Origin of the sequence: Streptomyces sp. S.PB5 (genome assembly GCF_030403745.1) — a bacterium.
Lineage (GTDB): Bacteria > Actinomycetota > Actinomycetes > Streptomycetales > Streptomycetaceae > Streptomyces.
The window spans coordinates 269,902-283,798 of the sequence record NZ_JAQMWP010000006.1 but is presented as its reverse complement, the minus strand read 5'-3'; the positions used below and the strand labels follow the sequence as shown (position 1 = coordinate 283,798).

General features: G+C 67.8%; 14 protein-coding genes. 5 read left to right on the top strand and 9 right to left on the bottom strand.

Annotated features, from left to right (window positions below; all coding sequences use genetic code 11):
* Nucleotides 1–27: 27 nt before the first annotated feature.
* Both trxB and trxA read left to right on the top strand, forming a co-directional pair.
* Complete coding sequence (trxB, locus tag PH203_RS17745; protein WP_289921020.1) at nucleotides 28–996, top strand: thioredoxin-disulfide reductase; 969 nt, start codon at nucleotides 28–30, stop codon at nucleotides 994–996.
* Between the two features lie 47 nt (nucleotides 997–1,043).
* Complete coding sequence (gene trxA / locus PH203_RS17740; RefSeq protein ID WP_003991504.1) at nucleotides 1,044–1,376, top strand: thioredoxin; 333 nt, start codon at nucleotides 1,044–1,046, stop codon at nucleotides 1,374–1,376.
* 94 nt (nucleotides 1,377–1,470) lie between these two features.
* Here the strand turns inward: trxA and PH203_RS17735 are convergent, their stop codons facing one another.
* From PH203_RS17735 to rpmH, 9 genes are all read right to left on the bottom strand, one after another.
* Nucleotides 1,471–2,088 (bottom strand): GNAT family N-acetyltransferase, encoded by a 618-nt coding sequence (locus tag PH203_RS17735; RefSeq protein ID WP_289921019.1) that lies wholly within the window; start codon nucleotides 2,086–2,088, stop codon nucleotides 1,471–1,473.
* Nucleotides 2,089–2,413: 325 nt separating this feature from the next.
* Nucleotides 2,414–3,514: a ParB/RepB/Spo0J family partition protein gene (locus tag PH203_RS17730; RefSeq protein WP_289921018.1), complete on the bottom strand. Its 1,101-nt coding sequence runs from the start codon at nucleotides 3,512–3,514 to the stop codon at nucleotides 2,414–2,416.
* Nucleotides 3,511–4,584: a ParA family protein gene (locus PH203_RS17725; protein ID WP_289921303.1), complete on the bottom strand. Its 1,074-nt coding sequence runs from the start codon at nucleotides 4,582–4,584 to the stop codon at nucleotides 3,511–3,513. The genes PH203_RS17730 and PH203_RS17725 overlap by 4 nt, the downstream gene beginning before the upstream one ends.
* Nucleotides 4,585–4,891: 307 nt before the next feature.
* Complete coding sequence (rsmG, locus tag PH203_RS17720; RefSeq protein WP_289921017.1) at nucleotides 4,892–5,611, bottom strand: 16S rRNA (guanine(527)-N(7))-methyltransferase RsmG; 720 nt, start codon at nucleotides 5,609–5,611, stop codon at nucleotides 4,892–4,894.
* Between the two features lie 127 nt (nucleotides 5,612–5,738).
* Entirely contained in the window at nucleotides 5,739–6,251 is a 513-nt protein-coding gene (locus PH203_RS17715) for a R3H domain-containing nucleic acid-binding protein (RefSeq protein ID WP_289921016.1), read from the bottom strand.
* Between the two features lie 15 nt (nucleotides 6,252–6,266).
* Nucleotides 6,267–7,535, bottom strand: a complete 1,269-nt coding sequence (gene yidC, locus PH203_RS17710) for a membrane protein insertase YidC (RefSeq protein WP_289921015.1) — start codon at nucleotides 7,533–7,535, stop codon at nucleotides 6,267–6,269.
* Nucleotides 7,536–7,538: 3 nt separating this feature from the next.
* Nucleotides 7,539–7,892 carry a membrane protein insertion efficiency factor YidD gene (yidD, locus tag PH203_RS17705; protein ID WP_171142191.1) on the bottom strand — a complete coding sequence of 118 codons (354 nt, stop codon included), beginning with the start codon at nucleotides 7,890–7,892 and terminating at the stop codon, nucleotides 7,539–7,541.
* Nucleotides 7,889–8,260: a ribonuclease P protein component gene (rnpA, locus tag PH203_RS17700; RefSeq protein ID WP_289921012.1), complete on the bottom strand. Its 372-nt coding sequence runs from the start codon at nucleotides 8,258–8,260 to the stop codon at nucleotides 7,889–7,891. Before rnpA ends, yidD begins: the two co-directional genes overlap by 4 nt.
* A 21-nt stretch (nucleotides 8,261–8,281) precedes the next feature.
* Nucleotides 8,282–8,419 (bottom strand): 50S ribosomal protein L34, encoded by a 138-nt coding sequence (gene rpmH, locus PH203_RS17695; protein WP_015659252.1) that lies wholly within the window; start codon nucleotides 8,417–8,419, stop codon nucleotides 8,282–8,284.
* Between the two features lie 374 nt (nucleotides 8,420–8,793).
* Between rpmH and dnaA the strand changes: the two genes are divergently transcribed.
* The 3 genes from dnaA (at nucleotide 8,794) to gnd (ending at nucleotide 13,894) form a co-directional block, all read left to right on the top strand.
* Nucleotides 8,794–10,764, top strand: coding sequence for a chromosomal replication initiator protein DnaA (gene dnaA / locus PH203_RS17690; protein WP_289921005.1), 1,971 nt, complete (start codon nucleotides 8,794–8,796; stop codon nucleotides 10,762–10,764).
* Between the two features lie 857 nt (nucleotides 10,765–11,621).
* Nucleotides 11,622–12,752, top strand: coding sequence for a DNA polymerase III subunit beta (dnaN, locus tag PH203_RS17685; protein WP_289921003.1), 1,131 nt, complete (start codon nucleotides 11,622–11,624; stop codon nucleotides 12,750–12,752).
* Between the two features lie 266 nt (nucleotides 12,753–13,018).
* Entirely contained in the window at nucleotides 13,019–13,894 is an 876-nt protein-coding gene (gene gnd, locus PH203_RS17680; protein ID WP_289921001.1) for a phosphogluconate dehydrogenase (NAD(+)-dependent, decarboxylating), read from the top strand.
* The last annotated feature ends 3 nt before the right edge of the window (nucleotides 13,895–13,897 follow it).

The following is a 13,897-nucleotide window of genomic DNA, read 5'->3' as shown; positions in this document are numbered from 1 at the left end:
CGCAGTCCAGAGACGAGGAACCAAGCCGTGAGCGACGTCCGTAACGTGATCATCATCGGCTCCGGGCCCGCCGGCTACACGGCGGCGCTCTACACCGCGCGCGCGTCGCTGAAGCCGCTGGTCTTCGAGGGCGCCGTCACCGCAGGTGGTGCGCTGATGAACACCACCGAGGTGGAGAACTTCCCGGGCTTCCAGGACGGCATCATGGGCCCCGAGCTCATGGACAACATGCGCGCCCAGGCCGAGCGCTTCGGCGCCGAGCTCGTCCCGGACGACGTCGTCAGCGTCGACCTGACCGGTGAGATCAAGACCGTCACGGACACCGCAGGCACGGTCCACAAGGCGAAGGCGGTCATCGTCACCACCGGCTCGCAGCACCGCAAGCTCGGTCTGCCGAACGAGGACGCGCTCTCCGGCCGTGGCGTCTCCTGGTGTGCCACCTGTGACGGGTTCTTCTTCAAGGACCAGGACATCGCCGTGATCGGTGGCGGTGACACCGCCATGGAGGAGGCCACCTTCCTCTCGCGCTTCGCCAAGTCCGTCACGATCGTCCATCGCCGGGACACCCTGCGCGCCTCCAAGGCGATGCAGGAGCGGGCCTTCGCCGACCCGAAGATCAAGTTCGTGTGGGACAGCGAGGTCGCCGAGATCCAGGGCGACCCGAAGCTGGCCGGGCTGAAGCTGCGCAACCTCAAGACCGGCGAGCTCTCCGACCTCGCGGTGACCGGCCTGTTCATCGCGATCGGCCACGACCCGCGCACCGAACTCTTCAAGGGCCAGCTGGAGCTGGACGAGGAGGGCTACCTGAAGGTGGAAGCCCCCTCCACGCGGACCAACCTGACGGGTGTCTTCGGCGCCGGTGACGTCGTCGACCACACCTACCGCCAGGCCATTACCGCGGCCGGCACCGGCTGTTCCGCCGCCCTCGACGCCGAGCGCTTCCTCGCGGCTCTCGCCGACGAGGAGCAGGCCGAGCCCGAGAAGACCGCTGTCTGACCCCCTCCCTTCCACCCCACCCCGCACAACCAGTTAAGGAGCCCGCCGTGGCCGGCACCCTGAAGAACGTGACCGACGACTCCTTCGAGCAGGACGTCCTCAAGAGCGACAAGCCCGTCCTGGTGGACTTCTGGGCCGCCTGGTGCGGTCCGTGCCGTCAGATCGCTCCGTCCCTCGAGGCGATCGCCGCCGAGTACGGCGACAAGATCGAGGTCGTGAAGCTCAACATCGACGAGAACCCGGGTACGGCCGCCAAGTACGGCGTCATGTCCATCCCGACCCTGAACGTCTACCAGGGTGGCGAGGTCGCCAAGACCATCGTGGGCGCCAAGCCGAAGGCCGCGATCGTGCGCGACCTCGAGGACTTCATCGCCGAGTGACGTTCCCCGTGAAACCCGAGTGATGTTTCACGTGAAACACGAATGGGCCAGCCCTGGAGGGCTGGCCCATTTTGCGTGAACCCGTGAACCCGTGTCAGAGCGGCCGCAGCGCTGGTTCCTTCTGTACCGCCCCCAGAAGCCGGTCCAGCGCCATCTCCACGTCTTCCTTCCAGGAGAGCGTCGTCCGCAGCTCCAGCCTCAGGCGTGGGTGCATGGGGTGAGGGCGGACCGTCTTGAAGCCCACCGCCAGGAGATGGTCTGCGGGAAGGAGACAGGCCGGTTCCTTCCAGCGGGCGTCCCCGAATGCCTCGATGGCTTTGAAGCCCCGTCGCAGCAGATCCTTGGCAACCGTCTGGACCATCACTCTGCCCAGCCCCTGCCCCTGATAGCCCGGCATGATGAACGCGGTCATCAGCTGCACGGCGTCGGGCGAGACAGGGCTCGTGGGAAAGGCCGTGGAGCGGGGGACATAGGCCGGAGGAGCGTAGAGCACAAAGCCCACCGGTACCTCGTCGACGTACACGACACGGCCGCACGATCCCCAGTCCAACAGTACGGCGGAGATCCAGGCTTCCTTCTCCAGAGCGGGTGTGCCGGCTTTTACCGCGGCTTCACCGCTGACTGGGTCCAACTCCCAGAAGACACACGAGCGACAGCGCTTGGGAATGTCCTGAAGGTTGTCCAGCGTGAGCGGTACGAGCCGTCGCCCCATGAAGGCTGTTCCTCGCTTCCCTCGCCCGCGGCGTCGCGGGCGGCCGTCAGAGCGCTCCGTTCCCGGAGCAGGCTGCCGACGAAGCCGCCGACCGCTCCCAGCCCCAGTCCCGCGCTCACCAGTCCGGTGCGGCTCACCGTTCGCATGACACCTACCCCTCCCCTGAAGGTGCTGCCGGGTGGATGCGCCATACCCGAACGCATCGTATCCACGATGTGAGGGCGTCGATACCGCCTGAAAGCAAAGAGCGGGCTGTGTCCGGTGAGCACCGGACACAGCCCGCTCTATTCGGCCGCTGGGCGTCTTCGCCCTGTCGGCCGGAGGATCAGTTCTCCGCGTCCTCGTCGTCCCCGTCCAGAAGGCTCTTCTGCAGGACAGGGCCCTCGCCGGGGGCGAGCGTGCCGAGGATCCGCTCCAGGTCTTCCATGGAGGCGAACTCGACCGTGATCTTGCCCTTCTTCTGCCCCAGGTCGACCTTCACCCGCGTCTCGAAGCGGTCCGAGAGACGGCCCGCCAGATCGCTCAGGGCCGGGGAGACCCGCGTGCCGGCTCGCGGCCCCTTGGCGCGCTGAGCCGTCTGCGGACGCGAGCCCATGAGGGTCACGATCTCCTCGACGGCACGCACCGAGAGCCCCTCGGCGACGATGCGGTGGGCCAGCCGGTCCTGCTCCTCCGAGTCCTCGACGGAGAGCAGCGCCCGCGCGTGCCCGGCGGAGAGAACCCCCGCAGCCACCCGGCGCTGAACCGCCGGCGAGAGCTTCAGCAGACGCAGGGTGTTGGAGACCTGCGGACGGGACCGGCCGATGCGGTCCGCCAGCTGGTCGTGCGTGCAGTTGAAGTCCTTCAGCAACTGGTCGTAGGCGGCGGCCTCTTCCAGCGGGTTCAGCTGAGCCCGATGCAGGTTCTCCAACAGGGCGTCCAGGAGGAGCTTGTCGTCCTCCGTAGCCCGCACGATGGCCGGGATGGCGTCCAGGCCCGCCTCACGGCTGGCCCGCCAGCGCCGCTCGCCCATGATGAGCTCGTAGTGCGCGGGACCGACCTGACGTACGACGACCGGCTGGAGAAGGCCGACCTCCTTGATGGAGGTGACGAGTTCCTGGAGGGCGTCCTCGTCGAAGACCTCACGCGGCTGGCGCGGGTTCGGCTTGATGGAGTCGAGGGGCAGTTCGGCGAAGTGGGCACCGACCGGAGCGGCAAGCGTCTCCACGGCACCGTTCAGCGACGGCTCCTCGGTTTCATGTGAAACAGGCGGCAGTGTGGCCACCTTCGCCGCGGCCACTCCGCGGTCGGTCGTCAGTACCGGTACCGCCGACGGGGACGCCGAACCGGCGCCTCCCACCGCGGCCGGAGCCGGCGTCTTCTCCGTCGGGGCAGCAGGGATCAGTGCGCCGAGCCCACGGCCCAAACCCCTCCGTCGCTCGCTCACTGGATGCCCTCCACCATGCTCGGGTTGCTCTGGGTGCCGATATGGACCTGCGTCGGGTCATAGGCGACGCCCACGCCCTTCAGCGCGATTTCTCGTGCCGCCTCAAGATAGGAGAGGGCGCCGCTCGATCCTGGATCGTAGGTCAGCACCGTCTGCCCATAGCTCGGCGCCTCGGAGATACGGACCGAGCGAGGAATGCTCGTCCGCAGCACCTCGTCACCGAAGTGGGTGCGCACCTCGTCCGCGACCTGGGACGCCAGGCGCGTCCGGCCGTCGTACATGGTGAGCAGGATCGTCGAGACATGCAGGGCGGGGTTGAGGTGCCCCCGCACCAGATCGACGTTGCGGAGCAGCTGCCCCAGGCCCTCCAGCGCGTAGTACTCGCACTGGATCGGGATCAGAACCTCGGCACCGGCCACCAAGGCATTGACGGTCAGCAGGCCGAGCGAGGGCGGGCAGTCGATGAGGATGTAGTCCAGCGGGTGCTCGTACGCCTGGATCGCCCGCTGCAGCCGACTCTCACGTGCCACCAGGGACACCAGCTCGATCTCCGCACCGGCGAGATCGATCGTGGCGGGAGCACAGAAGAGGCCCTCGACATCCGGGACCGGCTGGACAACTTCGGCCAGCGGCTTGCTGTCGATCAGCACATCGTAGATGGATGGCACTTCGGCGTGGTGGTCGATCCCCAGGGCCGTCGATGCGTTGCCCTGTGGGTCGAGGTCGATCACGAGGACACGACCGCCGTGCACCGCCAGAGAAGCGGCGAGGTTGACCGTTGTCGTGGTCTTCCCTACGCCACCCTTCTGGTTGGCGACGACGATGACTCGGGTCTGCTCGGGACGTGGCAGGCCCTCGCCGGCTCGTCCCAGAGCCTCCACCGCCTGTTGGGCAGCACGACCGATGGGAGTGTCGTCCATCGGGGGCGGTGTTTCACGTGAAACATCGTCCCCCATCGACTCGGTACGGGGACCGGGGACCGGATCGGTCATCGGTCCCGCGATGTTGGCGTCGGACCGCAAGGATTCACTCTCCTCGACTTCAGGCTCGCAATGAACAGAGCCTCCCATGTCTTCGGGGTCGTGAACCAGTGAGGCCTGGTGTTCTGTGGAGAAATCCACCTCTGTGGACAACTCCGGTACCTCTCTGAGTGACCCGAGAGGCTTCCGGTCGCGCGGTTCGGCCGCGGCGCGGCCACGACTGATGATGCCGTGCAGCAGTGAGCGACGTTTCACGTGAAACACGATGCACAGCAGCAGGGGCCGAACTGTCGCGACACTCCGGCATGCGTAGGTTTGGCAGCTTGTGTGGAGTACGTCTCGTCGTCAGGACGGATCAGCGGCAACGCGACGCCACCCTCCCCTACGCGACGATCACCTATCCACGACGCCGACGCGTCCGGCCTGTACGAGCCGCCTTGGCCCGCTTCGCCGCGAAGCGCACACCGCCGGGGCTTTCCCCGACCTCGACCCTCACCACCGTGGACAACGGATCCACCACGCCCTCCCCGACTTGCAGGACCGACGTCCCCACGGCGCCCAGCTTGCTCAGCGCCGTGCCCGCCGCCTTGAGCTCCTCCTCCGCCGTGTCGCCCTTGAGGGCGAGCATCTCGCCGTACGGACGCAGCAGCGGAATGCCCCACGTGGCCAACCGGTCCAGCGGAGCCACGGCCCGTGCCGTCACCACGTGGACCGGGGGCAGCTTGCCCATGACCTCCTCGGCGCGGCCCCGCATGACCGTCACATGGTCCAGGCCCAGCAGCTCCACGACCTCGGTCAGGAAGGTCGTACGCCGCAGCAGAGGCTCCAGCAGCGTGATCTTGAGGTCCTCGCGGACCAGCGCCAGGGGGATGCCGGGCAGGCCGGCGCCCGAACCGACGTCGCACACCGTCACGCCCTCGGGGACGACCTCCGAGAGCACCGCGCAGTTCAGCAAGTGCCGCTCCCACAGCCGGGGCACCTCACGCGGGCCGATCAGACCACGCTGCACGCCCGCCTCAGCGAGCAGCTCCGCGTATCGGACCGCATCCGCGAAGCGATTGCCAAACACCTCGCGCGCCTGCTCGGGCGCGGGGGGAAGCTCCGCTGCCTCCGTCACGGGGACCGTCCTTCCGTACCGCGATGGGCGCACCCTGCGCCGATCACCACAACCACCAGAACTATCAGGCTGACAAAGTTCGGCCCCGTCTGCGCTACAGACGGGGCCGGAGGAACGTACGGGCCGATCAGGCAGGAAGCACAACGACGAAGCGCTGCGGCTCCTCGCCCTCGGACTCGCTGCGCAGACCGGCGGCCTTGACGGCGTCGTGCACGACCTTGCGCTCGAACGGCGTCATCGGCTTCATCTTGACGGGCTCGCCGGTGCTCTTGACCTCGGCGGCGGCCTTGGCGCCCAGCTCGGAGAGCTCGGCACGCTTCTTGGCCCGGTAGCCCGCGATGTCCAGCATCAGCCGGCTGCGGTCCCCGGTCTCCCGGTGCACGGCCAGGCGCGTGAGCTCCTGGAGCGCCTCCAGCACCTCGCCGTCCCGGCCGACCAGCTTCTGCAGGTCGCGGCCGCCCGAGTCGCTGATGATCGACACAGCGGCGCGGTCGGCCTCGACGTCCATGTCGATGTCGCCGTCGAGATCGGCGATGTCGAGCAGACCCTCGAGGTAGTCCGCCGCGATCTCGCCCTCCTGCTCCAGGCGGGACAGGGTGTCTACACCCTCGGCAGCGGCGGAGGTGGTGCCTTCCGTCACGGGATGGACTCCTTCTTACTTCTTGGACGGGGACTTGGGCCGCTGCGGACCCTTGCGCTGTCCGGACTGGGCCTTGCTGCGGGTACCGCTGCCGGACTGCTTCTTGGCGGGAGCGGCGGCGGGCTTGGCGTCCTCGGGCTCGTCGGACTTGGTGAGCGAGGTGGGCTCGCCGGCCGCCTTCGGAGCACCCGAAGCACCACCGGACTGCCGCTGCGACTTGCTCTGCCGCTTCGGCTGCTGACGCTTGGGGGCACCGGTCGTCGGCGTACCGTCCTCGGTCTCGACGGCCTGAGCCTCGCCCTTCACCACGGTGCCGTCCGCCTGGGCCACCAGGCTCGCCTTGCTCAGGGCGTTGATGAACTTGCGCTCGAACTCGTTGCGGTCCCGGCCCTTGGCGACGATGGCCTTGACGATGGCCTTCTGACCACGACCGCGGGTCTTGCCGCTGTGCGTGACGTGCTTGGTCAGACGCTCCAGGTACGCGGCCTGAGCCTTGGACCCCGGGGTGGGGTTGTTGTGGATGACGTACATCTGCTGGCCCATGGTCCACACGTTGGTGGTCAGCCAGTAGACGAGGACACCGACGGGGAAGTTGATGCCGAAGACGGCGAACATGATGGGGAAGACGTACATCAGCATCTTCTGCTGCTGCATGAACGGCGTCTTCACCGTGGTGTCGACGTTCTTCGTCATCAGCTGGCGCTGCGTGTAGAACTGCGACGCCGACATCAGGACGATCATGACCGCAGTGACGATGCGGACGCTGGCCAGATTGGCGTCCAGCGCGGTGACGTCCGCGGAGCTGTCGGTGAACTTCGCAGCCAGCGGGGCACCGAAGATGTGCGCCTTCTGCGCGCTGTCCAGCAGGCTCTGGTTGATCGAGCCGATGGTGTCGTTGTTCGCGATGCTGTTGAGCACGTGGTACAGCGCGAAGAAGAACGGAGACTGCGCCAGGATGGGAAGGCACGAGGAGAGCGGGTTGGTACCCGTCTCCTTGTACAGCTTCATCATCTCTTCGGACTGGCGCTGCTTGTCGTTCTTGTAGCGCTCCTGGATCTTCTTCATCTCGGGCTGCAGCGTCTGCATGGCCCGGGTCGCCTTGATCTGCTTCACGAAGAGCGGGATCAGGCAGATACGGATCAGGATCACCAGGGACACGATCGACAGGCCCCAGGCCCACCCGGTGTCGGGGCCGAAGATGGCGCCGTACACCTTGTGGAACTGGACGATGACCCAGGAGACAGGTGTCGTGATGAAGCTGAAGAGGCTGGCAATCGTGTCCACTAATCATGCTCCTTGGGCATGGGACGGTGTCTCTGCGGCCGGGCTCGAAGGCGTCTGTCCTTCAATGGCCGTTTCGGCGGCGGAGGGCCCGCCCTTGCGTGCACGCCAGGCGTTACGCAGCATTTCGTGCCACCGCGGACGCTTGCGGGGCGGAACATGGTCCACACCGCCCAGCGACCACGGATTGCACCGCAGGATCCGCCAGGCGGTGAGCGCCGTGCCCTTGATCGCACCGTGCCGGTCGATGGCCGTGTAGCCGTAGTGGGAGCACGACGGGTAGTACTTGCAGACGGGCCCCAGCAGCGGACTGATCGTCCACTGGTACAGCTTGATCAGAGCCAGCAGCGGGTACTTCATCGCGCGCCCCCTCCCAGCAACCGCTCGATGGCGGCATCCAGGTCTCGGGCCAGCTGTGCATGGTCGGCGTCACCCGCACCGGGCAGCGCTCGTACGACTACCAGGCTACCGGGGGGCAGCAGGTCGACCCGGTCGCGCATCAAGTGGCGAAGTCTGCGCTTCACCTTGTTGCGCACCACCGCACCGCCCACGGCCTTGCTCACGACGAAACCCGCACGCGTCGGGGGAGCGCTCTCCCCAGGCGCGTGCGGGTTCGTGGCACCGCTACGAAGGTGGACGACGAGGGACGGGCGTCCGGCCCGGCGCCCTCGTCGTACCGCGGTCGCGAAGTCCTCGCGCCGCCTCAGCCGGTTCTCGGTGGGCAGCACGACGGCATGACCTGACCGGGATCAGGCGGACAGGCTGGCGCGACCCTTGGCACGACGGTTCGCGAGAATCGCGCGACCGGCACGGGTACGCATCCGCAGGCGGAAGCCGTGGGTCTTGGCGCGACGACGGTTGTTCGGCTGGAAGGTGCGCTTGCTCACTCGGGGGCTCCAGAAATCAATCGGTGGTGGCGGGTGCCGTCCTGGCTGTCACCGTGCGCCCACGAGTAGCTCTCGTTACGCCCGAGTGCACCGCTTCCCGATCACCTGACGCGATCTGTGCCCATCGGAGGCAGGCGGCAGCAGCCATCGACAACTCGACCTGGTTACGGTACGCGCGGCTACGCCATCCGGTCAAACCAGCGGCCGCCGGGAGACACTATCCACAGGCTGGGGACAACAACTTGAACCGCACCCGTCGCCCTGACTACCGTGGCTGAACTCCGATTCGTTCCCATGTATCTGTCCCACCCCCTTTGAATCCCGACCCGTCCCACAACCACACGTTCGTGGGACCCCGTGAGAGAGCGTGCCCTGTGGCTGACGTACCTGCCGATCTTGCCGCAGTGTGGCCACGAGTACTCGAGCAACTCCTCGACGGGGGGCGCGGGCAGGGCGTGGAGACCAAGGACGAGCACTGGATCCGCCGCTGCCAGCCCCTCGCGCTGGTCGCCGACACCGCCCTGCTCGCCGTACCGAACGAATTCGCGAAGAACGTACTCGAAGGCCGCCTCGCGCCGATCGTCAGCGACACCCTCAGCCGTGAGTGCGGCCGCCCGATCCGTATCGCGATCACCGTCGACGACTCCGCCGGCGAGCCCCCCGCCCCGCTCGCACCCCCGGCCGCCCGCCCGCAGCCGCGCTACGAGGAGCCCGAGCTCCCCGCCGGCCAGTACGACGGCGGCAACCAGTACGACAGCCCCTACGACGGTCAGGGCGACCGGCAGTACGACGGCTACGGCCGCCACCGCGCCGACGACAACCGGCAGGGCCGCGCCGACCAGAACGACCAGCTGCCCACCGCGCGCCCCGCCTACCCGAGCGAGTACCAGCGCCCCGAACCCGGCGCCTGGCCCCGCCCGCAGCAGGACGAGTACAGCTGGCAGCAGCCGCGCCTCGGCTTCCCCGAGCGGGACCCGTACGCGACGCCGCCGCAGGAGCCGTACTCCCAGGACTCCTACTCCGCGCCCTCCCACACGCAGGACTACCGCCCGCAGCCGATGGACCGCCCGTCCTACGACGGCCAGCGCCCCGACTACGAGCCGCAGCGTCCCGAGTACGAGCAGCAGCGCCCGGACTACGACCAGCCGCGCCCCGCCAACGACTACGACCCGCGCGACCCCCGCCGCGAGCTGCCCGAGCCGCCCTCCGGCGCCGGGCATGTGCACCGCGGCGGACCGACACTGCCCGCCTCCAGCGGCGCCCCCGGCCCGCTGGCCGCGAAGCCCGCGCCGGCGTCCGGCCCCGGTGAGCCCACCGCGCGCCTGAACCCGAAGTACCTCTTCGACACGTTCGTCATCGGCGCCTCCAACCGCTTCGCGCACGCCGCCGCGGTGGCCGTGGCCGAGGCACCGGCGAAGGCGTACAACCCCCTCTTCATCTACGGGGAGTCCGGGCTCGGCAAGACGCACCTGCTGCACGCGATCGGGCACTACGCACGAAGCCTGTATCCCGGCACGCGCGTGCGGTACGTGAGCTCGGAGGAGTTCACCAACGAGTTCATCAACTCCATCCGCGACGGCAAGGGCGACAGCTTCCGCAAGCGGTACCGGGAGATGGACATCCTGCTCGTCGACGACATCCAGTTCCTCGCGGACAAGGAGTCGACGCAGGAGGAGTTCTTCCACACGTTCAACACGCTCCACAACGCCAACAAGCAGATCGTGCTCTCCAGCGACCGGCCGCCCAAGCAGCTGGTCACGCTGGAGGACCGGCTGCGGAACCGTTTCGAGTGGGGCCTGATCACCGACGTCCAGCCGCCCGAGCTGGAAACGCGGATCGCGATCCTCCGCAAGAAGGCGGTCCAGGAGCAGCTCAACGCCCCGCCGGAGGTGCTGGAGTTCATCGCCTCCCGCATCTCGCGCAACATCCGCGAGCTGGAGGGCGCGCTGATCCGCGTGACGGCGTTCGCGTCGCTCAACCGGCAGCCGGTCGACCTGGGCCTGACCGAGATCGTCCTGAAGGACCTGATCCCCGGCGGCGAGGACTCGGCCCCCGAGATCACCTCGACGGCCATCATGGGCGCGACGGCGGACTACTTCGGCCTCACCGTCGAGGACCTGTGCGGCACCTCACGCGGGCGCGCGCTCGTCACCGCCCGCCAGATCGCCATGTACCTCTGCCGCGAGCTCACGGACCTCTCGCTGCCGAAGATCGGCGCGCTGTTCGGCGGCCGCGACCACACGACCGTCATGCACGCGGACCGCAAGATCCGCAATCTGATGGCCGAGCGGCGCTCCATCTACAACCAGGTCACGGAGCTCACGAACCGCATCAAGAACGGCTGAGCAAGCCGGTCGTCCGTCGCTGAGGGCGCCCCGGGACACGTTCCCGAGGGCGCCCTTCGTCACGTCGCCGTAGCCCGGTGTTCGAATAGCCGCCGCGTTACGGCCTCTCTCCACAGATTCGGTGACTTTCTGCCGTCCACACCCTGGGGACTGGGAAGTTGTCCAGACTGTGTCCACAGGGGCCCCTGTTGAAAGGTCATCAGCACTGGTCACCTGGTTGTGGATTGGTGGATGAACGATCTCCACAGGCTGTGGACAGAGAAAAGATCCACAGGCTGTGCATCAAGTTGTCCACCGGCAACCCACAGGCTGAGGCACGTTGTCCCCAGCGATCACCAGTTTCTCCACATCGCTGTCCACTGTTCGGCAACGCGACGCGGCTGCTCACCGGGTCGAGTGAAAGGCGTCACACGAAGGTGCCGGGTTGGGGTGTGGGAAACATGGGTAAAGCTGGGGACGGCGCTGGGGAGAAGTCGCCTCAGGCTGTGCATGGGGTGTGCAGAACTTTCTGTTCTCCACAGATCCGCCGAGTTGTCCACCGTCTTCGCCCACAGGGCCCGTGGACAAAATCTGCCGCCTGACCTGGGAAAACGGGGTTATCCACGGTTTCCACAGCCCCTACTACTACTCCCAACTAGAGAGAGCTGGGAATCCGTTTCGAAGAGGGGGCTGTGCACAACTCGCTGTCCGGCTCCCTGCTGCCCCTCGTCACGACTTGACCCCGAGAGGCACCTACTGTCAGTGGGGTGCGTCAGACTGTTCCCCGGTGTCCTTCCCCTCACAGGGGCTGACGACACCGAGACAGACGACGAGGGCCAGGCAGAGCGAAGCGCCGGCAACAGCAGGAGGCGGCAACAGTGAAGATCCGGGTGGAACGCGACGTACTCGCGGAGGCAGTGGCCTGGGCGGCACGCAGCCTCCCGGCCCGTCCGCCGGCGCCTGTCCTCGCCGGCCTCCTGCTGAAGGCCGAGGACGGGGCGCTCAGCCTCTCCAGCTTCGACTACGAGGTCTCCGCGCGGGTCAGCGTGGAGGCGGAGGTCGAGGAGGAGGGCACGGTCCTGGTGTCCGGCCGACTCCTCGCCGACATCTGCCGCGCTCTCCCCAACCGGCCGGTCGAGATTTCCACAGACGGTGTACGGGCGACCGTGGTCTGCGGCTCCTCGCGCTTCACACTCCACACCCTGCCTGTGGAGGAGTACCCGGCGCTGCCGCAGATGCCGACCGCGACCGGCACCGTCCCCGGCGAGGTCTTCGCCTCCGCCGCCTCCCAGGTCGCCATCGCCGCCGGCCGTGACGACACGCTGCCCGTGCTGACCGGTGTGCGCATCGAGATCGAGGGCGACACCGTCACGCTGGCCTCCACCGACCGCTACCGCTTCGCGGTCCGTGAGTTCCTGTGGAAGCCGGAGAACCCCGACGCGTCCGCGGTCGCCCTGGTGCCCGCCAAGACGCTCCTGGACACCGCCAAGGCGCTCACGAGCGGCGACAGCGTCACCCTGGCGCTCTCCGGCTCCGGCGCGGGCGAGGGCCTGATCGGTTTCGAGGGCGCCGGGCGTCGTACGACGACCCGTCTCCTCGAGGGCGACCTCCCGAAGTACCGCACGCTGTTCCCGACCGAGTTCAACTCCGTCGCCGTGATCGAGACCGCCCCCTTCGTGGAGGCCGTCAAGCGTGTGGCCCTGGTGGCCGAGCGGAACACCCCGGTGCGGCTGAGCTTCGAGCAGGGCGTCCTCATCCTGGAGGCCGGTTCCAGCGACGACGCACAGGCTGTGGAAAGGGTTGACGCCAACCTGGAGGGCGACGACATCTCGATCGCCTTCAACCCGACCTTCCTGCTGGACGGCCTGAGCGCCATCGACTCCCCGGTCGCCCAGCTGTCCTTCACGACGTCCACCAAGCCCGCGCTGCTCAGCGGCAAGCCGGCGCTGGACGCCGAGGCGGACGAGGCCTACAAGTACCTGATCATGCCGGTGCGCCTGAGCGGCTGAGCCTGGCAGCGTGCCTGGGCCGGACGCCTGCTGGGGGTGTGGGGGTCATCCCCCACACGATCGCAGTATGCCGGTGCGGCTGAGCGGCTGAGCTGGCGGAAGTTGTCCCCAGGCTGTGGGTGCGAGGGCCCGGGCCTGGGGAGAACCCGCAGGTGAGGGCGTACGTATGAGCGCGTATGCCCACAGGTGTGCGTGAGCGTCCGGGTTTAGGCTCGGACGTGGGTACGAAGGTGCCACTCACGCCACAGCAACCTAAGGAACAACTGATGGAGCTCGGTCTCGTCGGCCTCGGCAAGATGGGCGGCAACATGCGCGAGCGGATCCGCCGCGCAGGCCACACCGTCGTCGGATACGACCGCAACCCGGACCTCGCAGATGTCCACAGCCTGGAAGAGCTTGTGGGCAAGTTGAAGGGTCCGCGCGTGGTCTGGGTGATGGTCCCGGCCGGTGCCGCCACCCAGTCGACGGTCGACGAACTGGCCGAGCTCCTGGAGCCGGGCGATGTCGTCGTGGACGGCGGCAACTCCCGCTGGACGGACGACGAGAAGCACGCCGAGGAGCTCGCGGCCAAGGGCATCGGTTTCGTCGACTGCGGTGTCTCCGGCGGCGTATGGGGCCTGGAGAACGGCTATGCGCTGATGTACGGCGGCGACGCGGAGAACGTCGCCAAGGTGCAGCCGGTCTTCGATGCGCTCAAGCCCGAGGGCGACTTCGGCTCGGTGCACGCCGGCAAGGTCGGCGCGGGCCACTTCGCCAAGATGGTCCACAACGGCATCGAGTACGCGATGATGCAGGCCTACGCCGAGGGCTGGGAGCTGCTGGAGAAGGTCGACTCCGTCACGGACGTGCGTGAGGTGTTCCGGTCGTGGCAGGAGGGGACGGTCATCCGTTCCTGGCTGCTGGACCTGGCCGTCAACGCCCTCGACGAGGACGAGCACCTGGACAAGCTGCGCGGTTATGCACAGGACTCCGGCGAGGGCCGCTGGACTGTGGAAGCCGCCATCGACCACGCGGTACCGCTCCCGGCGATCACCGCGTCCCTGTTCGCGCGGTTCGCGTCCCGGCAGGACGACTCGCCGCAGATGAAGATGATCGCGGCGCTGCGCAACCAGTTCGGCGGCCACGCGGTAGAGAAGAAGTAATCC

What these genes read in the sequence shown, in the direction of transcription:
- PH203_RS17725 (WP_289921303.1), bottom strand. Translation starts at nt 4,584, where the DNA reads ATGGGAGGCTCTGTTCATTGCGAGCCTGAAGTCGAGGAGAGTGAATCC.
- PH203_RS17735 (WP_289921019.1), bottom strand. Translation starts at nt 2,088, where the DNA reads ATGGGGCGACGGCTCGTACCGCTCACGCTGGACAACCTTCAGGACATT.
- gnd (WP_289921001.1), top strand. Translation starts at nt 13,019, where the DNA reads ATGGAGCTCGGTCTCGTCGGCCTCGGCAAGATGGGCGGCAACATGCGC.
- yidD (WP_171142191.1), bottom strand. Translation starts at nt 7,892, where the DNA reads ATGAAGTACCCGCTGCTGGCTCTGATCAAGCTGTACCAGTGGACGATC.